Annotated in this window: 21 protein-coding genes; 10 read left to right on the forward strand and 11 right to left on the reverse strand. The window is 73.4% G+C overall.

Annotated features, from left to right (window positions below):
- Positions 1-49: 49 nt before the first annotated feature.
- Together soxR and EKG83_RS38605 are read left to right on the forward strand one after the other, a co-directional pair.
- A complete protein-coding gene (gene soxR / locus EKG83_RS38600; protein WP_033430677.1) occupies positions 50-511 on the forward strand; it encodes a redox-sensitive transcriptional activator SoxR in 462 nt (153 codons plus the stop codon).
- A 50-nt stretch (positions 512-561) separates the two neighbouring features.
- Positions 562-1,077: an RNA 2'-phosphotransferase gene (locus tag EKG83_RS38605; RefSeq protein WP_407690803.1), complete on the forward strand. Its 516-nt coding sequence runs from the start codon at positions 562-564 to the stop codon at positions 1,075-1,077.
- On the opposite strand, the gene EKG83_RS38610 is transcribed toward EKG83_RS38605, so the two are convergent.
- The 5 genes from EKG83_RS38610 to hisD form a co-directional block, all read right to left on the reverse strand.
- Complete coding sequence (locus EKG83_RS38610; RefSeq protein ID WP_051765556.1) at positions 1,049-1,648, reverse strand: TetR/AcrR family transcriptional regulator; 600 nt, start codon at positions 1,646-1,648, stop codon at positions 1,049-1,051. The two genes, EKG83_RS38605 and EKG83_RS38610, sit on opposite strands and share 29 nt — an antisense overlap.
- Before the next feature lie 68 nt (positions 1,649-1,716).
- The gene (locus tag EKG83_RS47275) at positions 1,717-1,872 is read right to left on the reverse strand and encodes a hypothetical protein (RefSeq protein ID WP_170191824.1); all 156 of its coding nucleotides are present in this window, start codon (positions 1,870-1,872) and stop codon (positions 1,717-1,719) included.
- On the reverse strand, positions 1,873-2,472 hold the full coding sequence (gene hisB / locus EKG83_RS38615) for an imidazoleglycerol-phosphate dehydratase HisB (RefSeq protein WP_033430679.1): 600 nt from the start codon (positions 2,470-2,472) through the stop codon (positions 1,873-1,875).
- Positions 2,469-3,572 (reverse strand): histidinol-phosphate transaminase, encoded by a 1,104-nt coding sequence (locus tag EKG83_RS38620; protein WP_033430680.1) that lies wholly within the window; start codon positions 3,570-3,572, stop codon positions 2,469-2,471. Before EKG83_RS38620 ends, hisB begins: the two co-directional genes overlap by 4 nt.
- On the reverse strand, positions 3,569-4,885 hold the full coding sequence (gene hisD, locus EKG83_RS38625) for a histidinol dehydrogenase (RefSeq protein WP_033430681.1): 1,317 nt from the start codon (positions 4,883-4,885) through the stop codon (positions 3,569-3,571). Before hisD ends, EKG83_RS38620 begins: the two co-directional genes overlap by 4 nt.
- Positions 4,886-5,037: 152 nt before the next feature.
- On the opposite strand from hisD, the gene EKG83_RS38630 reads away from it, so the two are divergent.
- Positions 5,038-6,357 (forward strand): M14 family metallopeptidase, encoded by a 1,320-nt coding sequence (locus EKG83_RS38630; RefSeq protein WP_153278712.1) that lies wholly within the window; start codon positions 5,038-5,040, stop codon positions 6,355-6,357.
- On the opposite strand, the gene EKG83_RS48710 is transcribed toward EKG83_RS38630, so the two are convergent.
- Both EKG83_RS48710 and EKG83_RS48715 read right to left on the reverse strand, forming a co-directional pair.
- Positions 6,338-7,468, reverse strand: a complete 1,131-nt coding sequence (locus tag EKG83_RS48710; protein WP_228122369.1) for an aminotransferase class V-fold PLP-dependent enzyme — start codon at positions 7,466-7,468, stop codon at positions 6,338-6,340. The two genes, EKG83_RS38630 and EKG83_RS48710, sit on opposite strands and share 20 nt — an antisense overlap.
- Positions 7,469-7,479: 11 nt before the next feature.
- A complete protein-coding gene (locus tag EKG83_RS48715; RefSeq protein ID WP_228122370.1) occupies positions 7,480-9,003 on the reverse strand; it encodes an ABC transporter substrate-binding protein in 1,524 nt (507 codons plus the stop codon).
- 47 nt (positions 9,004-9,050) lie between these two features.
- On the opposite strand from EKG83_RS48715, the gene EKG83_RS38640 reads away from it, so the two are divergent.
- Together EKG83_RS38640 and EKG83_RS38645 are read left to right on the forward strand one after the other, a co-directional pair.
- Complete coding sequence (locus EKG83_RS38640; protein WP_033430758.1) at positions 9,051-9,830, forward strand: carbon-nitrogen hydrolase family protein; 780 nt, start codon at positions 9,051-9,053, stop codon at positions 9,828-9,830.
- Positions 9,831-9,940: 110 nt separating this feature from the next.
- Positions 9,941-10,753: a DUF2382 domain-containing protein gene (locus EKG83_RS38645; protein WP_033430684.1), complete on the forward strand. Its 813-nt coding sequence runs from the start codon at positions 9,941-9,943 to the stop codon at positions 10,751-10,753.
- A gap of 46 nt (positions 10,754-10,799) precedes the next feature.
- Here the strand turns inward: EKG83_RS38645 and nadC are convergent, their stop codons facing one another.
- The 3 genes from nadC to nadA are packed head-to-tail and all read right to left on the reverse strand — an operon-like array spanning position 10,800 to position 14,262.
- Positions 10,800-11,630, reverse strand: a complete 831-nt coding sequence (nadC, locus tag EKG83_RS38650; RefSeq protein ID WP_033430685.1) for a carboxylating nicotinate-nucleotide diphosphorylase — start codon at positions 11,628-11,630, stop codon at positions 10,800-10,802.
- Positions 11,627-13,246 carry an L-aspartate oxidase gene (locus EKG83_RS38655; RefSeq protein WP_033430686.1) on the reverse strand — a complete coding sequence of 540 codons (1,620 nt, stop codon included), beginning with the start codon at positions 13,244-13,246 and terminating at the stop codon, positions 11,627-11,629. The genes nadC and EKG83_RS38655 overlap by 4 nt, the downstream gene beginning before the upstream one ends.
- Positions 13,243-14,262 carry a quinolinate synthase NadA gene (nadA, locus tag EKG83_RS38660; protein ID WP_033430687.1) on the reverse strand — a complete coding sequence of 340 codons (1,020 nt, stop codon included), beginning with the start codon at positions 14,260-14,262 and terminating at the stop codon, positions 13,243-13,245. Before nadA ends, EKG83_RS38655 begins: the two co-directional genes overlap by 4 nt.
- Positions 14,263-14,322: 60 nt before the next feature.
- On the opposite strand from nadA, the gene EKG83_RS38665 reads away from it, so the two are divergent.
- The 5 genes from EKG83_RS38665 to EKG83_RS38685 all read left to right on the forward strand — a co-directional run bounded on the left by EKG83_RS38665 (position 14,323) and on the right by EKG83_RS38685 (position 18,628).
- Positions 14,323-15,015, forward strand: a complete 693-nt coding sequence (locus EKG83_RS38665; protein ID WP_033430688.1) for an NUDIX hydrolase — start codon at positions 14,323-14,325, stop codon at positions 15,013-15,015.
- Positions 15,012-15,686: an LON peptidase substrate-binding domain-containing protein gene (locus EKG83_RS38670; RefSeq protein ID WP_033430689.1), complete on the forward strand. Its 675-nt coding sequence runs from the start codon at positions 15,012-15,014 to the stop codon at positions 15,684-15,686. Before EKG83_RS38665 ends, EKG83_RS38670 begins: the two co-directional genes overlap by 4 nt.
- 30 nt (positions 15,687-15,716) lie before the next feature.
- Entirely contained in the window at positions 15,717-16,439 is a 723-nt protein-coding gene (gene aroD, locus EKG83_RS38675) for a type I 3-dehydroquinate dehydratase (RefSeq protein ID WP_033430690.1), read from the forward strand.
- A 171-nt stretch (positions 16,440-16,610) separates the two neighbouring features.
- Positions 16,611-17,858 carry an MFS transporter gene (locus EKG83_RS38680; protein ID WP_033430691.1) on the forward strand — a complete coding sequence of 416 codons (1,248 nt, stop codon included), beginning with the start codon at positions 16,611-16,613 and terminating at the stop codon, positions 17,856-17,858.
- A complete protein-coding gene (locus EKG83_RS38685; protein ID WP_033430692.1) occupies positions 17,855-18,628 on the forward strand; it encodes a putative hydro-lyase in 774 nt (257 codons plus the stop codon). The genes EKG83_RS38680 and EKG83_RS38685 overlap by 4 nt, the downstream gene beginning before the upstream one ends.
- On the opposite strand, the gene EKG83_RS38690 is transcribed toward EKG83_RS38685, so the two are convergent.
- Entirely contained in the window at positions 18,625-19,221 is a 597-nt protein-coding gene (locus EKG83_RS38690; protein ID WP_033430693.1) for a DUF2567 domain-containing protein, read from the reverse strand. The two genes, EKG83_RS38685 and EKG83_RS38690, sit on opposite strands and share 4 nt — an antisense overlap.
- Positions 19,222-19,609 lie beyond the last annotated feature (388 nt).

Raw genomic sequence — 19,609 nt, forward strand, 5'->3', positions numbered from 1 at the left:
TCAGCGAACAACCTCGACTTAAGTCGAGGTCAAGCCATAGGATGACCACGTGAGCAAGTTGCCCGACGTGTTGACCATCGGCCAGGTGGCCGAGCGCAGCGGCGTGCCGCACACCGCGCTGCGGTTCTACGAGGAGCGGGGCCTGATCGCGTCCGAGCGGACCGCCGGCAACCAGCGGCGGTACCCGCGGTCGGTGCTGCGCCGGCTGGCGTTCATCCGCACCGCGCAGCGGGTGGGGCTGTCGCTGGAGGACGTCCAGCAGGCGCTGGCCACCCTGCCGGACAACCGCACGCCCACCAAGTCGGACTGGAGCAGGCTGTCCACGAGCTGGCGGGCCGAGCTGGACGCCCGGATCGACGCGCTGCAGCGGCTGCGCGACCGGCTGACCTCGTGCATCGGGTGCGGGTGCCTGTCGCTGCGCAGCTGCTTCCTGCACAACTTCCAGGACGAGCAGTCCGCCAACGGCCCCGGTGCGCCCAAGCTCAAGGCCGCCACCGAGGGCGGCACCTGAACAACCGGCTTGTGCGGCCGTGCTGCACTGGGGACGTGCGGGAAAGAGAGATGATCCGCCTGTCCAAGCGGATGTCCAAGTGCCTCCGCCACGACCCCGGCCGCGTCGGCCTGACCCTCGACGAGGCCGGCTGGGTCGACCTGGGCGAGTTCGCGGCGGCGCTCGGCGTGACCGAGGCGCAGGTGCGCGAGGTCGTGGCGCGCAACGACAAGAAGCGCTACGAGGTGGTCGGCGGGCGCATCCGCGCCAGCCAGGGCCACACCGTGGCCGTCGACCTGGGCCTGCCCGCCGCGGAACCGCCCCCGGTGCTCTACCACGGCACCACCGACGCGGTGGCGCCCGTCATCCTCCGGGAGGGGCTGCTGCCGATGCGGCGGCACGACGTGCACCTGTCGGCGACGGTGGAGACGGCCGTGCGGGTCGGCTCCCGCCGGGGCAGGCCGGTGGTGCTGGAGGTCGACGCGGCGGGGATGCGCGCCGCCGGCCACGAGTTCCGGGTCAGCGCCAACGGCGTGTGGCTGACCTCCGCGGTGCCGCCTACCCACCTGCGCAGACACAGCGGGTGAGCCAGTCCAGCCCGGCGACGACCTGGTCGGGGCCCAGCCCGCGCTGCTTGCGCTGGTACTCGTAGACCTCGGGCGCCAGGGGCGCCATCAGGGCGTCCACCACGGCGGGCGGCGCGGCCGCGCCCGCCTGCTCCAGCAGCACCTCCACGTGCCTGCGCCAGAACGCGTACGCGCCGGTGCGGAACCGCGCCCGCCCGGTCTCCGCGCCCAGCACCAGGTGCAGGTGGTGCTCCAGCAGCTCCACCATGGCCCGGTAGAACGCGGCCAGCCGCTCCTGCGGCGGCCCGCCCGGGCCCAGCGGCGGCGGCCCGTGCAGGATGCGGCCCTGGACGTCGCTGCCGTGCTGGTCCAGCAGCGCCTGCGCGATCGAGGTGACGTCCGGGTAGCGCCGGTAGAGCGTGGCCCGCCCGACCCCCGCCGCCCGCGCGATGTCCTCCATGGTCACGCCGCCCGACCCGGCGGCGTCCGCGAACACCCGCTCCGCCGCGGCCAGCACCCTGGCGCGGTTGCGCGCCGCGTCCGCGCGCTCCCGCGGCCGGCCGCCGGAGTCGAGCGCGATCTGCCTGGACATGGGCCCACCATACGCAGCCGGTCGACTGCGCAGAGTATTCGCTTCCACTCAGCGGAAGGACCGCGGTCCTACACCAGCCAGAGCACCGCGCCGCCCAGCGCGAGCACCGCCAGCACGGCCAGCACGACGGCCAGCCCCCGGGCGGTCTTCCAGGTGCTGTAGGCACCACCGCCCAGGAAGCCGGCCAGCGCGAGCAGGCCGATGACGACCAGCTCTTTCGACACCTAGAGCACGCCCTTGGTCGACGGCACGCCGCCCACCCGCGGGTCGGGCTCGACGGCCGTGCGCAGCGCCCGCGCGATGGCCTTGAACTGGGCCTCGGTGATGTGGTGCGGGTCCCGGCCGTACTCCACGCGCACGTGCAGCGCGATGCCCGCGTGGAAGGCCAGCGAGTCGAACACGTGCCGGTTGAGCACGAACGGGTAGTTGCCGCCGATGGTGAAGGCGTTGAACTCGGCGGGCTCGCCCACGTGCACGCAGTACGGCCGCCCGGACACGTCCACCGCCGCGTGCGCCAGGGTCTCGTCCATCGGGATCCACGCGTCGCCGAACCGGCGGATGCCCGCCTTGTCGCCCAGCGCCTCGCGCAGCGCCTGCCCGAGCACGATCGCGACGTCCTCCACGGTGTGGTGCGCGTCGATGTGCACGTCGCCGGTCGCCCGGACGACCAGGTCCAGCGACCCGTGCACGCCCAGGGCGGTCAGCATGTGGTCGTAGAACGGCACGCCCGTGTCGATCTCGACCTTCCCGGCGCCGTCGAGGTCCACCTCGACGAGCACCGACGACTCCCTGGTGGTGCGCTCCACCCTGCCGACCCGGGTCACCGGCCAACCTCCCTGCTCGCCGCGAGGAACGCGTCGTTCTCCTCCGGAGTACCGACCGTCACCCGCAGATGTCCGGCGATGCCGACGTCCCTGATCAGCACACCGCGTTCCAGATAAGACCGCCACGCGACCCGCGTGTCCTCGAACAGGCCGAAGAGCACGAAGTTCGCGTCGCTGGGCACCACGGCGAACCCGAGGTCCCGCAGTTCGGACACCACCCGGTCGCGCTCGGCGGCCAGCTTCGCCACCGAGCCCAGCGTCTCCGGCGCGTGCCGCAGCGCCGCCCGCGCCGCCGCCTGGGTCAGCGCCGACAGGTGGTAGGGCAGCCGGACCAGCAGCAACGCGTCCACCACGGCGGGCGCGGCGGCCAGGTAGCCCAGCCTGCCGCCCGCGAAGGCGAACGCCTTGCTCATGGTCCGGCTCACGACCAGCTTGGCCGGGTACTCGTCGAGCAGGGCCACCGCCGAGGGCCGCGAGGAGAACTCCGCGTATGCCTCGTCCACCACGACCACGCCCGGCGCCGCCTCGACCAGCACGCGCAGGTCGTCCAGCGGCAGGCTCTGCCCGGTGGGGTTGTTCGGGCTGGTCACGAACACCACGTCGGGCGCGCGTTCGGCCACCACCTCCGCCGCCCGCGCCACGTCCAGCGAGAAGTCCGGGCGGCGCGGGGTGGGCGCCCACTCGGTGCGCGTGCCCGCCGCGATGATCGGGTGCATCGAGTACGACGGCTCGAACCCCAGCGCGGTGCGGCCCGGCCCGCCGAATGCCTGGAGCACCTGCTGGAGGATCTCGTTCGACCCGTTGGCCGCCCACAGGTTGGCCGCGGTCAGCGGCACGCCCGTGGCCGACGACAGGTACGCGGCCAGGTCCTCGCGCAGGGCCACCGCGTCCCGGTCCGGGTAGCGGTGCAGCTCGGCCGCGACCGCCGCGACCTCCTTGACCACGTCCTCCACCAGGGCGGGCGTGGGCGGGTAGGGGTTCTCGTTGGTGTTGAGCCGCACGGGCACGTCGAGCTGCGGCGCGCCGTACGGCGTGCGGCCGCGCAGGTCCTCCCGCAGGGGCAGGTCGCCCAGCTCCACCCGCTCTCCGATGGGCCTCATCCGCGGAACCTCGCGGTGACCGCCTGGCCGTGCGCGGGCAGGTCCTCGGCCTCGGCCAGCGCCACGACGTGCGGCGCGACCTCGCGCAGGGCCTCCTCGCTGTAGTCGACCACGTGGATGCCGCGCAGGAAGGTCTGCACGGACAGCCCGGAGGAGTGCCGGGCGCAGCCGCCGGTGGGCAGCACGTGGTTGGAGCCCGCGCAGTAGTCGCCCAGCGACACCGGCGAGTGCGGGCCCACGAACACCGCGCCCGCCGCGCGCACCCGGGCGGCGACCTCGCGCGCGTCCGCGGTCTGCACCTCCAGGTGCTCGGCCGCGTACACGTCGACCACCCGCAGGCCGTCGTCCACGGTCGAGACCAGCACGGTGCCGGACTGCCGGCCGCGAAGCGCGGTGCCGATGCGCTCGTGGTGCTTGGTCGCGGCGACCTGGCGCCCCAGCTCGGCGTCGACCGCGTCGGCCAGCTCCTCGGAGGTGGTCACCAGCACGCTCGCGGCCAGCGGGTCGTGCTCGGCCTGGCTGATCAGGTCGGCGGCCACGTGCACCGGGTCGGCCGTGCCGTCGGCGAGGATCGCGATCTCGGTCGGCCCGGCCTCGGAGTCGATGCCGATCAGGCCGCGCAGCAGGCGCTTGGCCGCGGTCAGGTAGATGTTGCCCGGCCCGGTCACCACGTCGGCGGGCTCCAGCGGCGAGCCGTCGGTGTCCGTGCCGCCGTAGGCGAGCAGGGCGACGGCCATCGGGCCGCCCACGCTCCACACCTCGGTCACGCCGAGCAGCGCGGCGGCGGCCAGGATCGTCGGGTGCGGCAGGCCGCCGAACCCCGCCTGCGGCGGCGAGCAGACCACCAGCGACTCGACCCCGGCGATCTGCGCCGGGACCACGTTCATCACCACGGTGGACGGGTAGACGGCCAGGCCGCCGGGCGCGTAGAGGCCCACCCGGGCCACCGGCACCCAGCGCTCGGTCACCGTCCCGCCGGGCACGACCTGGGTGGTGGTGTCGACCCGGCGCTGGTCGGCGTGCACCCGGCGGGCGCGCTCGACCGACTCCTCCAGGGCGGCGCGCACGGTCGGGTCCAGCTCGGCCAGCGCCCGCTCCAGCTCGGCGGCGGGCACCCGGACGGTCGCGGGGCGCACGCCGTCGAACCGCTCGGTGTGCTCCAGGACCGCTTCGACGCCGCGGGCCCGCACGTCCTCCACGATGGGCCGGACGTGATGCAGCACCGCGTCCACGTCGACCTCGGCGCGCGGCAGCGCGGCGCGCAGTTCGGCTGCTGACGGGACCCGACCTCGCAGGTCGATGCGGTTGAGCATGCCCCCAAGGGTAGGCGAACGCGAATTCCGTCAACTGTCAGCCCGGGCCGCCGGGGCGAACCCGACAAACGGGGGCTACCTCGACCAGTCACGGCGGCGCGACGCTGCGTGTGCACATCTCCGTCGCGACCCCTGCTGATGATGGAGGCTCGATGTTCACCAAGCGGCGCGGCCTGCTGGCCGCCGCCCTGCTAGCGAGCGCGACCCTGGTGCTCCCCCTGCACACCGGGTCCGCCCAGCCGTCGACGGCGCAGGCGCCCGAGCGGGCGCTCTTCGAGGTCACGGCGGCCACCCCGGAGGCGCGCACCAAGGTCGCCAGGACCGGTGTCGACGTGCTCGGCCAGACCGGCGACAAGCTCACCGTGATCGCGGAACCCCGCCAGCAGTGGGCCCTGCGCGCGACCGGGTTGGGGATCAAATCGCTGGGCGACGCCGACGCCGAGCTGGCGGCCCTCGGCGCGGCCGACTTCACCGACCGCACCGGCGACGTCGGCGCGCAGGACTTCCCGTCCGGCTACACCGGCTACCACAACTACGCGGAGATGGTGGCCGAGCTCAACCAGACGGTCCGGGACCACCCGGACCTGGTCACCCTGCGCAGCATCGGCAAGTCCTACGAGAACCGGGACATCTGGGCGATCAAGATCAGCGACAACCCCTCGGTCGACGAGAGCGAGCCCGAGGCGCTGTTCACCTGCAACCAGCACGCCCGCGAGCACCTGACCGTGGAGATGTGCCTGCGCATCGTCCAGCGGTACACCGACCTGTACGCGTCGAACTCGACCATCAAGAACTCGGTCGACACCCGGGAGATCTGGGTCGTCCCGAGCGTCAACCCGGACGGCGCGGAGTACGACATCGCGACCGGCTCGTTCCGGGCGTGGCGCAAGAACCGGCAGCCGAACTCCACCTCGGTCGGCACCGACCCCAACCGCAACTGGGGCTACCAGTGGGGCTGCTGCGGCGGCTCCAGCGGCAGCGGCTCGTCCGAGACCTACCGCGGCCCGTCGGCGTTCTCCGCGCCCGAGGTCGCCCGGGTCCGCGACTTCACCAACAGCCGCGTGGTCGGCGGTGTGCAGCAGATCAAGTCGCACATCGACTTCCACACCTTCTCCGAGCTGGTGCTGTGGCCGTACGGCTACACCTACAACGACACCGCGACCGGCCTGGACGCCACGCAGGCCAACGTGTTCCAGACCATGGGCCGGCGACTGGCCTCGCTCAACGGCTACACGCCGCAGCAGGCCAGCGACCTTTACATCACCGACGGCAGCGTGGACGACTGGATGTGGGCCACGCACAAGATCTGGAGCTACACCTTCGAGATGTACCCGGCGTCGGCGAGCGGCACCAGCGGCTTCTACCCGCGCGACACGGTGATCGCCACCCAGACCGCGCGCAACGACAGCGCCGTCCAGCTGCTGCTGGACTACACCGACTGCGTCCCGCGCATCACCGGGCGCACCTGCTGACGGCCTCCAGCGCCTGATCCAGCCCGGCGGGCTCGACGAAGTAGTGCGGTGAGGCCCGCACGACCTCGTCGAGCCCGCGTCGGGTCATGTCCAGCAGCGTGGACGACGCGCCGCTGGTGTGGACCAGCACGCCGTCGGCGGCCAGCCGCTCCTTCACCTCCCCGGGCGCCAGCCCCGCCACGGTGAACGTGACGATGCCCGACTTGCGCTCACCCACGTCGCGCACGGTCACGCCGGGCAGCGCGGCCAGCCCCTCGCGCAGGTGCCGGGCCCGCTCGCCGACCTCCCGCTCGATCACGTCCAGCCCCTTGGCCAGGGCGTACCGGGCCGCCGCGATCAGGCCCAGCCGGTCGGCGACGCTCGACTCCCAGATCTCGTGCACCCGCGCGTCGTCGCGCAGCCGGATCTCCTCGGGCCCCACCCACTCGGCGCTGTGCAGGTCCACCAGCCGGGGCCGCAGGCGCTTGGCCGCCTCCCGCCGCACCACCAGGACGCCCGTGCCGCGCGGGCCGCGCAGCCACTTGCGGCCGGTGCCGGAGATCAGGTCCGCGCCCAGCTCGTCGGCCCGCACCGGCAGCTGCCCGATCGACTGGCACGCGTCCAGCAGCACCAGGGCGCCCACCCCGTGCGCCGCGTCGACGACCTCGCGCACCGGGTTGACCAGGCCGCTGTTGGTCGGCGCGTGCACCAGCGAGACGAGCTTGACCCGCTCGTCCAACACCTCCTCCAGCGCCCGCACGTCGATCTGGCCCGAGGCGTCCGACGGCACCGCCTCGACCTCGTAGCCGGCCTCGCGGGCCCGGTGCAGGATCGGGATGGCGGTGCCCGCGTACTCGGCCTGGCTGATCAGCACCCGGTCGCCGGGGCCGAGCGGCACCGCGTCGAACGCGGTCAGCCACGAGCGGGTGGCGCTGTCGGTGAAGGCGACCTCGTCCGGCTCGGCGCCCAGCAGCTCGGCCAGCACGCCGTAGCCGGCCTCCAGGTCGTCCGCGCGCTCGCGCGCCGCCGCGTAACCACCGACCTCGGCCTCGCGCCGCAGGTGGCCGACGACCTCGTCCAGCACCTCCCGCGGCGGGAGCGACGAACCGGCCGAGTCCAGGAAAACGGTCACTGTGCTCCCCACTAGCGAGGCGTCCACTTCTCCAGGTTCCACCACGGCCCCCAGGACAGCGCCCCGCGCGTGTGCGGGTCCACCACCTCCTGGTAGCCGTTCCAGTTCTCGCGCACCACGTACGTGTGCTGCACCGAGGCCAGCACGACCATGCCCGGCGCGGCCACGTACGCCCGCTGGAGCTGCTTGTACGCCGCCGCCCGCTGGGCCGGGTCCAGCAGCGAGCGCCCGGCGTCCAGGGCGGCGTCGACCCGCGGGTTCGAGTAGCCCCACGGGTTGCCGGTGCGCAGCGCCCTGGTCGCCGGGTCCGGGTCGAACGGGGTGCCGCCGCCGTGCAGCAGGGCGTCCGCGCCCAGCCGGGACGCGATGGCCTCCCGGCCCAGGCCCGCCAGCTGCACGTCCACGCCGACCTCGCGGGCGTCCGCGGCGAACCCGGTGGCCAGGTCGGCGCGGACCACGTCGCCGATGGGGTACATGAGGGTGAACCGGGCGGGCACGCCGTCGCGCACGCGCACGCCGTCGGCGCCGCGCACCCAGCCCGCCTGGTCGAGCAGCAGCTCCGCCTGCGCCCGGTCGTGGGTGAACCCGGCGCCGGTCTCGACGAACTCCGGCAGCGCGGCGGGCACGGGCGTGCTCTCCGGGGTGCCCTTGCCGCCGAGCAGGTTGTGCACCAGGTCCTCGCGGTCGACCGCGTAGTTCAGCGCCACCCGGATGGCGCCGTCGCCGGTCACCGGGCCGCCGGGCAGGGTCACCGCGCGCAGGTCGGCGCTGGGGTGGGTGATCACGCGCAGGCCGTTGGCCGAGGCGAACGACGCGGCCAGCCGCGGCGGCAGCTCGGTGCCGTCGAACTCGCCGGCCTGCATGCGCTGGGCACGGGTGTTGTCGTCGGGGACGAAGAAGACGGTCAGCTTGCGGATCTTCGGCTCGCCGCCGAAGTGGGAGGCGTTGGCCTCCAGCACCATCCGGTCGCCCTTGCGCCACTCCACGAGCTTGTAGGGGCCGGTGCCGACGGGCGCGACCTGCGCCAGCGGCACGGTCAGCGCCTCGCTGGGCAGGATGCCGAGCACCAGCAGGTGCGGGAACGCCGCCCACGGCCTGGCCAGGGCGAACCGGACGGTGTGCGCGTCGAGCTGCTCCACGCCGGTCAGCCCGTCGTAGGCGGCGCGCTCGGTGGACCCGGACGCCGGGTCCAGCAGCGACCGGTAGGTGGCCACCACGTCCTCGGGCCCGAACGCGGTGCCGTCGCTGAACACCACGTCCGACCGCAGCGCCACGGTCCAGCTCAGGCCGTCCGCGGCCGGGGTCGGCGGCGCGGCGGCCAGCTGGGGCCGCACCGAGCCGTCCGCGCGGTGCTCGACCAGGCCGTCGTAGATCTTGGACACGCCCTCGCGGCCGTAGCCGAGCAGCGGGTTCAGCGAGGCGGGCTCGATCGGGTCGGCGAGCACGATCGAGCTGCCGTCCGAGGTGCCCCCCGCGCTCGGTGTGGTCGTGTCGGTGCACCCCGAGGCGACGAGGACGACGGCTGCGAAGAGCACGGGCAGGAGGGGGCGCACGGGTCCCGACACTACCTAGAGTGGGCGGCATGCGCGTCGCCCTCTGCCAGATCAGCTCCTCCGCCGACCCCGCGGCCAACCTCGACCTGGTGCGCGCCGAGACCGCGCGCGCCGTCGGGCGCGGCGCCCGCGTCGTGGTGTTCCCCGAGGCCACCATGTGCCGGTTCGGCGTGCCGCTGGGCCCGGTGGCCGAGCCGCTGGACGGGCCCTGGGCCGGGGCCCTGCGGGGAATCGCCGACGAGCACGGCGTGGTCCTGGTGGCGGGCCTGTTCACGCCCGCGCCGGACGGCCGGGTCACCAACACCCTGCTGGTCACCGGCGGCGGGCACGACGTCGGGTACGACAAGATCCACCTGTTCGACGCGTTCGGCTTCACCGAGTCGCGCACGGTGGCGCCCGGCGCGCAGCCGGTGGTCTTCGCCGTGGACGGCATCGTGTTCGGCCTGGCCACCTGCTACGACGTGCGGTTCCCGGAGCTGTTCCGGGCGCTGGCCGACCGGGGTGCCACGGCCGTGCTGGTGTGCGCCTCGTGGGGCTCCGGGCCGGGCAAGCGGGAGCAGTGGGAGCTGCTGGTGCGCGCCCGCGCGCTGGACTGCACCTCGTGGGTGCTGGCGTGCGGCCAGGCCGACCCGCGGGCCGACCACGGCGGCGCGCCGACCGGCATCGGGTTCAGCACGGTCGCCTCGCCGCTGGGCGCGGTGGTGGAGCAGTTGGCGGACGAGCCCGGGATGCTCGTGGTCGACCTGGACGCGGAGAGCGTCGAGCAGGCGCGCCGCGCGCTGCCCGTGCTGGCGAACCGCAGGCTCTGAAGTTCTTTCGTGCGGAAGGTTTCACACGTACGGGTGGCACCCGACTAGCCGCACGCCCCGACCGGGCACCCCCTTCCGCGCACGCACAACACAGCGAAGGGAACCCGGCCATGATCAACCAGGCCGAAGTGGACCGCCTGTACGACTGCGAGGTCATCGACGAGCGGGGCGAGCGCATCGGACCGGTCAAGCAGGTCTGGCTCGACGACCGCGACGGGCGCCCCGTCTGGGCGTCCGTGCACACCGGCCTGTTCGGGCTCAAGGAGACGTTCGTCCCGATCCAGGACGCGGACATGGGCAACGGCACCATCACCGTGCACGTGGACAAGCAGAAGGTGAAGGACGCGCCGAAGATCGACGTGGACGACCAGCACATGTCGCAGGAGCAGCAGGACGAGCTGTACGCCTACTACGACCTGATCCCGGGCCGCCGCAGCGGCGAGCACGACCGGCTGCCCGCCTCGGGCCGCGCCGCCGGCACGGGCCACACCGGCACGGGCCGCAGCGCGATGGGCCGGGACGCGATGGGCAGGCAGACCGGCCGCCACGCGGGTCGGCCCGGCGACGACGCGGTCACCCGGTACGAGGAGGACGTGCAGGTCGGCACCCGCGACGTCGAGGCCGAGCGGGTGCGCCTGGTCAAGCACACCGTGACCGAGCAGCGCGACGTGACCGTGCCGGTGGAGCGCGAGGAGTTCCGCGTGGTCCGCGAGCCCGTGCGGGGCGAGCCCACCGGGCGCCCGTTCGCCGACGAGGAGGCCGAGGTCTTCCTGCACAGGCAGGAGCCGGTGGTCGAGAAGACCGCCAAGCCGGTCGAGCAGGTCCGCCTGGAGAAGGAGACCCGGACCGACCAGCAGCACGTGCGCGGCCAGGTCCGCAAGGAAGAGGTCGACGTGCAGCGCGACCAGCGCCCCGAGCGCTGAGCCGGACCGCGCCCGCACCCCCGCGCGGGGGTGCGGGCGCACCCGGTCACCTCAGGTCCAGCCCCAGGTCCAGGGCCGGGGCGGAGTGCGTCAGCCCGCCGACGGCGAGGTAGTCCACGCCGGTCTCGGCGTAGGCGCGGGCCACGTCCAGGGTGAGCCCGCCGGACGCCTCCAGCCGCACGCCGCCGGCCCGCCGCACCGCCTCGGCGCACTCGGCGACGGTGAAGTTGTCCAGCAGCACCAGTTCCGCGCCCTCGGCCACGGCCTCGTCCAACTGCTCCAGCGAGTCGACCTCGACCTCGCACGGCAGCTCCGGCGCGTGCGCGCGCACGGCGGCCATCGCGGCCCGCACCGACCCCGCCGCCCGCACGTGGTTGTCCTTGATCAGCACGGCGTCGCCGAGACCGAGCCGGTGGTTCACCCCGCCGCCGCACCGCACCGCGTACTTCTCCAGCAGCCGCAGGCCGGGCAGGGTCTTGCGGGAGTCCCGCACCGCCGCCTTCGTGCCCGAGACCTCGGCCACCCACGCGGCCGTCAGCGTGGCGACGCCGGACAGGTGGCACACCAGGTTCAGCGCGGTGCGCTCGGCGGTGAGCAGGCCGCGCACCGGCCCGCGCAGCACCAGCGCGGGCTCGCCGGGCACGGCCTTGTCGCCGTCCTCACGCGCCTGGAGCACCTCCACCTCGGCGACCTGCCGGAACACCTCCAGCGCCACCGGTACGCCGGCCAGCACGCCCGCCGCGCGGGGCGTCAGCTCGGCCACGGCCACCGCGTCCGCGGGCACGGTCGCCCCGGTCGTGGCGTCCGGCCCGTACCGCAGGTCCTCGGCCAGCGCCGTTCCGATCACCCGACGCGCGTCTTCCAGGTCCAGCGTCATGCCACTCCCACCGCCCTCGCCACCGGGTCCGCCAGCACCGGCTGGCCGGACGGGTTGAGCCGGACCACCTGGCCGCGGGACCAGCCGGCGTCGTCGCGCACCGGGAAGTCGGTGCGCACGTGGCAGCCGCGCGACTCCTCGCGCTCGGCCGCCGCCGCGATCAGCGCCCGCGCGGCCAGGGTCAGCGCCGCGTCCTCCACCAGCCGCCGGGAGTCCAGCACCCGGTCCGCGGTGGACAGGTCGAGCACGGAGCCGACCACGGCCAGCCCCTCGGCCTCGCGGCCGATCGCCGCGTACCGGGACATCACGCGTTGCAACGAGTCCCGGTCGGCCACCGGCGCGACCGGCAGCTCGGCCGTGCCCGTGCAGCGGGCCAGCACGCCCATGGCCAGGTCCGCCGCGACGGCCTCGGCCGCCCGCGTGCCGACGACCAGGCCCTCCAGCAGGCTGTTGGACGCCAACCGGTTCGCGCCGTGCAGCCCGGTGCGCGCCACCTCGCCCGCCGCGTACAGCCCGGTCACCCCGGTCCGCCCGTCCACATCGGACACCACGCCGCCGCACGCGAAGTGCGCCGCGGGCGCCACCGGGATCGGCTCGCGCGCCGGGTCGACCCCGGCCCGCAGGCAGGCCGCGTGCACGGTGGGGAACCGCCGCGCGAACTCGGAGATGCCGGTGGCGTCGAGGAAGACGTGGTCGTCCACGCCGCCGGGGGCGTCCGCCAGGTGCCGGGTGATCGCCGCCGCGACGACGTCCCGGGGCGCCAGGTCCTCCAGCGGGTGCACGCCGCGCATGACCCGCGCGCCGGCCGCGTCGACCAGCACCGCGCCCTCGCCGCGCACCGCCTCGGTGACCAGCGGGCACCGGCCGCGCGCGCCGCGCCCGGTGTAGAGCACGGTGGGGTGGAACTGCACGAACTCGACGTCCGCGGCCACCGCGCCCGCCCGCAGCGCCAGCGCCAGGCCGTCGCCGGTGGCCACCTCCGGGTTGGAGGTCGCCTGGTAGAGCTGGCCCAGGCCGCCGCTGGCCAGCAGCACCGCGGGCGCGGTGAGCACGCCGGGCACGCCGTTGCCGTCCAGCACCAGCAGGCCGCACACCTGGCCGAGCGGGGTGCGCACCGCGTCCACCGCGACGTGGTCCTCCAGCACGGGCACGTGCCCGTCGGAGGTCGCGGCCACCAGCGCCCGCTCCACCTCCGCGCCGGTCGCGTCGCCGCCCGCGTGCACCACGCGGAACGCGCTGTGCCCGCCCTCGCGGGTGCGCGCCAGCCGGCCGCCGGGCGCGGCGTCGAACACCGCGCCGCGCTCGCGCAGCCGGGTCACCGCCGCGGGGCCGCCGCCCACGATCGCCCGCACGGCGTCCTCGTCGCACAGGGCCGCGCCCGCGACCAGGGTGTCCCGCACGTGCGCGTCGACCGTGTCGCCCTCGTCGTGCTCGTCGGGCAGCACGACCGCGACGCCGCCCTGCGCCCACCGGGTGTTGCCGTCGGCCACGGAAGCCTTGGTGACCACCAGCACCCGCAGGCCGAGTTCACGGGCGCGCAGCGCGGCCGTCAGCCCGGCCACGCCGGTGCCGACCACGACCAGGTCGGCCCGCGCCTCCCACAGCGCGGCGCTCACTCGCCGCCGCCGGGCTGCCCGATCTCGATCATGCGCTGCACCGCGCCCTGGGCCCGCCTGGCGGTGTCCAGGTCCACGTGCACCTCGTCCTTGCCCTCGCGCAGGCAGCGCAGCAGGGCGGTGGGGGTGATCATCTTCATGTACCGGCAGGAGGCCCGGTCGTTGACCGCGCGGAAGTCGATCTCGGGCGCGGCGCGCCGGAGCTGGTGCAGCATCCCGATCTCGGTGGCCACCAGCACGGACTTGGCGCTCGTCCGCCGGGCCGCGGTGATCATGTCCCCGGTGGACAGGATCTTGACCTTCTCCGCGGGCACGGTGCCCTCGCCCGCGAGGTAGAGCGCCGAGGTGGCGCAACCGCACTCGGGGTGGATGAACAGGTCCGCGTCGGGGTTGGCCGCCGCCCGCTCGGCCAGCTCGGGGCCGTTGATGCCGGCGTGCACGTGGCACTCGCCGGCCCAGATGTGGAGGTTGTCCCGCCCGGTCTCGCGCTTGACGTGCGCGCCGAGGAACTGGTCCGGCAGGAACAGCACCTCGCGGTCGGCCGGGATGGACGCCACCACGTCCACCGCGTTCGACGAGGTGCAGCAGATGTCGGTCTCCGCCTTCACCTCGGCGGTGGTGTTGACGTAGGACACCACCACCGCGCCGGGGTGCTCGGCCTTCCAGGCGCGCAGCTGCTCGCCGGTGATCGAGTCCGCCAGCGAGCAGCCGGCGCGCTCGTCCGGGATCAGCACCGTCTTGTGGGGAGCCAGGATCTTGGCGGTCTCCGCCATGAAGTGCACGCCGCAGAAGACGATGGTGGACGCGTCGCTCGCGGCCGCGATGCGGCTGAGCGCCAGCGAGTCACCGGTGTGGTGCGCGATGTCCTGGATCTCGGGCAACTGGTAGTTGTGCGCGAGGATGACCGCGTCCCGCTTGCGCGCCAGCTCCAGCACCTCGTCACGCCAGTCGGCGTCCGGCGCGATCCCGTCGTAGGCGCCGTCCGAGGCTCGCTCCACGTAGGCGGTAGCGACCATGCTTCCTCCTTGAGCCAGTTTTCGCCTATCGGTCGAAAACGTGGTCGATAGTATCACCGGGTGGGTCTCGCGGGACATGAGGTGTTGGCCGCAGTGCTCCAGGTGAGAGACGGGTCACTCCAGGTCATGCTGTGGCAGCGCGCTCGGGAACCACACGCTCACCGGTGGTCGCTGCCGGGTGGTGGCCTGGGCGACGACGAGGACGTGGAGGAGTCGATCCGGCGCCAGCTGGCCGAGAAGGTCGACGTGAGGCAGCTCTCCCACGTCGAGCAGCTGGCGGTGTTCAGCCACCCCGGGCGCGTGCCGGGACGCCCGCGCGTCGTCGCCACCGCGTTCCTCGGCCTGGTGCCGTCCCACATCGACCCGGTGGTGCCCTCCGACACCGCGTGGCACCCGGTGGACGCCCTGCCGCCCACGGCGTTCGACCACGAGGCCATCTGCGACCGCGCGCGCCACCGCCTGGCGTCGAAGCTGTCCTACACCAACCTCGGCTTCGCCCTGGCCCCACCGGAGTTCACCATCTCCGCGCTGCGCGCCCTGTACTCGGCGGCCCTGGGGTACAAGGTGTCGGCGACGAACCTGCAACGCGTGCTGTCCCGCCGCGGGCTGCTCGAACCCACCGGCGCCACCGTCCCGCCCGGCCCGGCCGGCGGCCGTCCCGCCGCGCTGTTCCGGTTCGTGTCGGGCCGGCTGCGGGTCACCGACCCGTTCGCCGTGCTGCGACCACCGTCCACCCGTAGCTTGGGTCCGTGACCACGACGCTCCCCCTGTTCCCGCTGGGCACCGTGCTGCTGCCCGGGGCGTCCCTGCCGCTGCACGTGTTCGAGCCGAGGTACCGCCAGCTCACCGTCGACCTGGTGACCGGCGCGGTGCCGGACCGCACGTTCGGCGTGGTGTCGATCCGGCAGGGCTGGGAGGTGGGCGAGGAGAACGTGGAGGGCCTGCACGACGTCGGCTGCACCGCGGTGCTCCAGGAGGCCAGGCGCCTGCCCGACGGCCGCTTCGACCTGACCACCCGCGGCGGCAGGCGGTTCCGACTGCTCGAAGTGGACGAAGGCAGCGCCCCGTACCTGGTCGGCTCGGTCGAGTGGCTGCCGGACTCGCCGCACCCGCCGGAGGTCGAGGACCTGCTGCCCCTGCTGGCGGAGCGGGCGAGGGCCGCCCACGGCCGGTACCGGGAGGCCGCCGGCGCCCCCCACCGCCCCCCGTCCGACGACACCGCGGCCGAGGACCTGGCCTACGCCCTGGCCGGCGACTGCCTGCTCACGCTGGAGGACCGGCAGGCCCTGCTGGAGGAGACGTCCGCGGCCCGCAGGCTGCGCCTGGTGCGCCGGACCCTGCACCGCGAGGCGGGCATCCTCACCGCGCTGCGCGCCGTGCCCGCCCCGCTGGCCGAACTGGGCCACCTCCCGCACCGCAACTGAACCGGTAAGCTCCCCGCCGGAGGTGCGCGGATGAACGCCCTGCGGGCACTGCTCGACACCGGCGTCCCACTGGTCGCGGTGAGCTTCGACGACCAGGACGCCGAACGAGCCGCGAGCGCCGCCGTCGAGGCCCGGGTGGACGTGGCCGAGCTCCGCGTCGACCGCTTCCGGGACACCGCCACCGACCACGTCCTGCGCCAGGTCGAGGCGTTCCGGGACCTGCCGACCCTGGTGACCGTCCGCTCCGCCGCCGAGGGCGGCGACTGGCGCGGCACCGAGGACGAGCGCCTGGCCCTGTTCCGCGCCGTCGCACCCCGCGTGGACGCGGTGGACGTCGAGCTGTCGTCCCGGGACATCCTCGACGAGGTCGTCATCGCCGCCCACGAGCACGACGCCCTGGTCGTCGTCTCGTACCACAACTTCGACCACACCCCGCCCCTGGACGAGCTGCGCACCACCGCCAAGGCCGCCCGGGCCGCCGGCGCGGACATCGTCAAGATCTCCACCATGGCGCGCTCGAAGGCCGACCTGAAGGTGCTGACCACCCTGCTCGTGGACGCCGACGTGCCGGAGATGATCGTCATCGGCATGGGCGCCACCGGCACCGCGTCCAGGATCTTCTTCCCGGCCCTGGGCTCCCGCCTGACCTACACGTTCATGGACGCCCAGGCCACGTCCGGCCAGCTCGACTTCGCCGAGACGTTCGCCCTGATGCGCCGGTTCCACCCGGACTTCGCCGAGCGCAAGAACTAGCGACCACCCCGGCCGCCATCCCCAGCGCCCCAGAGCAGCCCTCGGCGACCCCAGCACCTCCCCCATGCCCGCACGTCGCCCTCTCTCGTCCAATTGTCCTATAGCCGGATTGTTCAACAATCCTCTAGCGTGTGCTCCAGGACACAACCGACGGCTGCGAGGTGACCCACCATGAGCACCACAGACACACGCACACCCTTCGCGTGGTTCCACACACTGGGCCGCAACGGCAAGCGCGCGTTCGCGGGCGCGTTCGGCGGCTACGGCCTGGACGCCTACGACTTCCAGGTCCTCCCCCTGGGCCTGTTCGCCATCAGCGCCTACTTCGGCATCAGCCAGGGCCAGGCCGGCCTGCTCAACACCGTCACCCTGGTCGTCTCGGCCGTGGGCGGGGCCATCGCGGGCATCCTCGCCGACCGCATCGGCCGCGTCCGCACCCTGATGATCACCGTCGTCACCTACGCCGTGTTCACCGTGGCCTGCGGCTTCGCCACCAGCTACGAGATGCTGATGATCTTCCGCGCCCTCCAGGGCCTGGGCTTCGGCGGCGAGTGGGCGGCCGGCGCGATCCTGGTCGCCGAGTACTGCAAGCCGCGGTACCGGGGCCGCACGGTCGCGTTCATCCAGAGCTCCTGGGCCGTCGGCTGGGCACTGAGCGTCATCGTCTACACGGTCGTGTTCAGCTTCCTCCCGCAGGACGTGGCCTGGCGGGTGCTGTTCTGGACCGGCGCCATCCCCGCGGTCCTGGTGTTCTACATCCGCCGCCACGTCCAGGACGCGCCGAAGCTCAACGAGAAGCGCGAGTCCACCACCCACAAGGGCAGCTTCAAGGCCATCTTCGCCGCCCCGCTGGGCCGCACCACCCTCTTCGCGGCCCTGCTGGCCACCGGCGTCCAGGGCGGCTACTACACGCTGGCGAGCTGGGTGCCCACGTTCCTCAAGACCGAGCGCGGCCTCAGCGTCGTCGGCACCGGCGGCTACCTGACCCTCCTGATCAGCGGCGCGTTCGCCGGATACATCACCGGCGGCTACCTGACCGACCTGCTGGGCCGCAAGCGCACGTTCACCCTCTTCGCCGCCCTCAGCGCCGCCCTGATCGTGCTGTTCACCCAGATACCCCAGGGCGCCAACGGCCTGCTGCTCGCCGTCACCTTCCCCCTGGGCTTCACCACCTCGGCCATCTTCAGCGGCTTCGGCTCGTTCCTCGCCGAGCTGTACCCCACGGAGCTGCGCGGCACCGGCCAGGGCTTCACCTACAACTTCGGCCGAGCGGTGGGCGCCTCGTTCCAGACCGCCGTCGGCTTCCTCGCCACCAGCATGGGCGTGGGCGGCGCGATGATCTTCGGCGCCGTCGCCTACGGCATCGCCGTCCTGGCCCTCCTGGGCCTCCCCGAGACGAAGGGCGTGGAACTCCGATGACCACGACGACCCGAACCCCGACCCCCGCCGAGATCCGCGAAACCCACACCGGCCCCACCGCGGGCCTGGCAGACGGGTACGCCCAGGCCAACCTCATCGCCGTCCCCAGGGACTGGGCCTACGACGTCCTGCTGTTCACCCAGCGCAACCCCAAACCCTGCCCGGTGCTGGACGTCACCGACGAGGGCGGCACCACCACCGTCCTCGCGGGCAACGCGGACCTGATGCGCCACATCCCCCGCTACCGCATCTGGGACCACGGCGAACTGGTCGACGAACCCACCGACGCCACCCCCCACTGGCGCGACGACCTGGTCGCGTTCCTGATCGGCTGCAGCTTCACCTTCGAAACCGCGCTGAAGAAGGAGAACGTCCCCCTGCGCCACGTGGAACAACAACGCAACGTCCCCATGTACGTGACCGACAGGCAATGCCGCCCGGCAGGCCGCCTGCACGGCCCCGTGGTCGTCTCGATGCGCTACATCCCGGAAAACCTGGTGCACAGGGCCACCACCATCACCGCCCGCATGCCGGCGGTGCACGGCGCCCCGGTCCACATCGGCGACCCGACCGCCATCGGCATCACCGACCTGGACGAACCAGACTTCGGCGACCCCACCGAGCCCCACCCCGGCGACGTCCCGGTCTTCTGGGCCTGCGGCGTAACACCCCAAGCGGCGGTGATGGCGTCAAAACCACCGTTCGCCATCACGCACGCCCCGGGTCACATGTTCGTGACCGACGTCCCCGACACCAACTACCTGATCTAACCGAGCCGACGCCCCAAATCGTCCAACCCGTTCCAAGCGGCCAGGCAGCCGTACGCCAGCGCCGTGCCCAGGGGCCACGCCAGCAACCCCCACCAGGTCTCCAGCACGGGGGCGAGCGCAACGGCGTCCCCCACCGAAGGCGCGGTCTCCAGCGCGTACCGGCTGCCTGCCGCCCCCACCCCGGTCCGCTGCGCCAGGAACGCGGCGAGCACCGACCCCAGGGTGGCCGCCAACATCACCACGGGCCCCCGCCGCTCCCGCAACATCCAGACGGCGATACCGGTCAACAACCCGACACCAAGCCCGATCAGGACGAACAACATCAAAGCGTCAAGCCGGTGATAACTCTCCCCGGTAACCGGCACCAACGCCCCATCAGCCTGAACCACCGCGTTCTGCGGCGGCGCCAACAGGGACCACAACCACCCGACCGGCACCCCGACCAACGAGATCACCGACAACACGGAGAACCCGGGCAGCAGATCCCGCCGAACCACCACCCGAGGCCGCTGAACCACGTAGTAGTACTCGAACGCAGGCGCAGGGGGCACCCGAACAGGCACGGCCCGCTCACCCACCGGTTGCTCGGCCACCCGCAAACCTCCCCGCACACCGACCAGACGCGTGCAGGTTACCGCTCACCCCGACCTGAGCGGACAACACGCGGTGCCGGACCGGAGGACACGCGATGCCCCAGTGGAGGACACGCCGGTCCCGAACGTAGAACTCGGGGGCCCGGAACGTTCGACACGACGGGTCCGAACGTTCGACTCGCGCGGCTTCAACGCATGACACGCCCGACCCCAACGCATGACACGCCGGTGCCCAACGCATGACACGCCCGGACCCAACGCATGACACGCCGGGTTGGGGGAGTGGGCTGGGGCCGGTGGAGGCCGACGAGGCCCGATTTGACATGGGTTCGAGTGCCATAGGCTGGTCGGAGCCGGCAGGCTCGGCGGGACGCTCTTCCCCGCCGTG

Origin of the sequence: Saccharothrix syringae (assembly GCF_009498035.1) — a bacterium.
Lineage (GTDB): Bacteria > Actinomycetota > Actinomycetes > Mycobacteriales > Pseudonocardiaceae > Actinosynnema > Actinosynnema syringae.

Coding starts and splice junctions, on each gene's coding strand:
- EKG83_RS38605 (WP_407690803.1), top strand. CDS start 562: ATGATCCGCCTGTCCAAGCGGATGTCCAAGTGCCTCCGCCACGACCCC.
- EKG83_RS38610 (WP_051765556.1), bottom strand. CDS start 1,648: ATGTCCAGGCAGATCGCGCTCGACTCCGGCGGCCGGCCGCGGGAGCGC.
- EKG83_RS38620 (WP_033430680.1), bottom strand. CDS start 3,572: ATGAGGCCCATCGGAGAGCGGGTGGAGCTGGGCGACCTGCCCCTGCGG.
- hisD (WP_033430681.1), bottom strand. CDS start 4,885: ATGCTCAACCGCATCGACCTGCGAGGTCGGGTCCCGTCAGCAGCCGAA.
- EKG83_RS38630 (WP_153278712.1), top strand. CDS start 5,038: ATGTTCACCAAGCGGCGCGGCCTGCTGGCCGCCGCCCTGCTAGCGAGC.
- EKG83_RS38640 (WP_033430758.1), top strand. CDS start 9,051: ATGCGCGTCGCCCTCTGCCAGATCAGCTCCTCCGCCGACCCCGCGGCC.
- EKG83_RS38645 (WP_033430684.1), top strand. CDS start 9,941: ATGATCAACCAGGCCGAAGTGGACCGCCTGTACGACTGCGAGGTCATC.
- nadC (WP_033430685.1), bottom strand. CDS start 11,630: ATGACGCTGGACCTGGAAGACGCGCGTCGGGTGATCGGAACGGCGCTG.
- nadA (WP_033430687.1), bottom strand. CDS start 14,262: ATGGTCGCTACCGCCTACGTGGAGCGAGCCTCGGACGGCGCCTACGAC.
- aroD (WP_033430690.1), top strand. CDS start 15,717: ATGAACGCCCTGCGGGCACTGCTCGACACCGGCGTCCCACTGGTCGCG.
- EKG83_RS38680 (WP_033430691.1), top strand. CDS start 16,611: ATGAGCACCACAGACACACGCACACCCTTCGCGTGGTTCCACACACTG.
- EKG83_RS38685 (WP_033430692.1), top strand. CDS start 17,855: ATGACCACGACGACCCGAACCCCGACCCCCGCCGAGATCCGCGAAACC.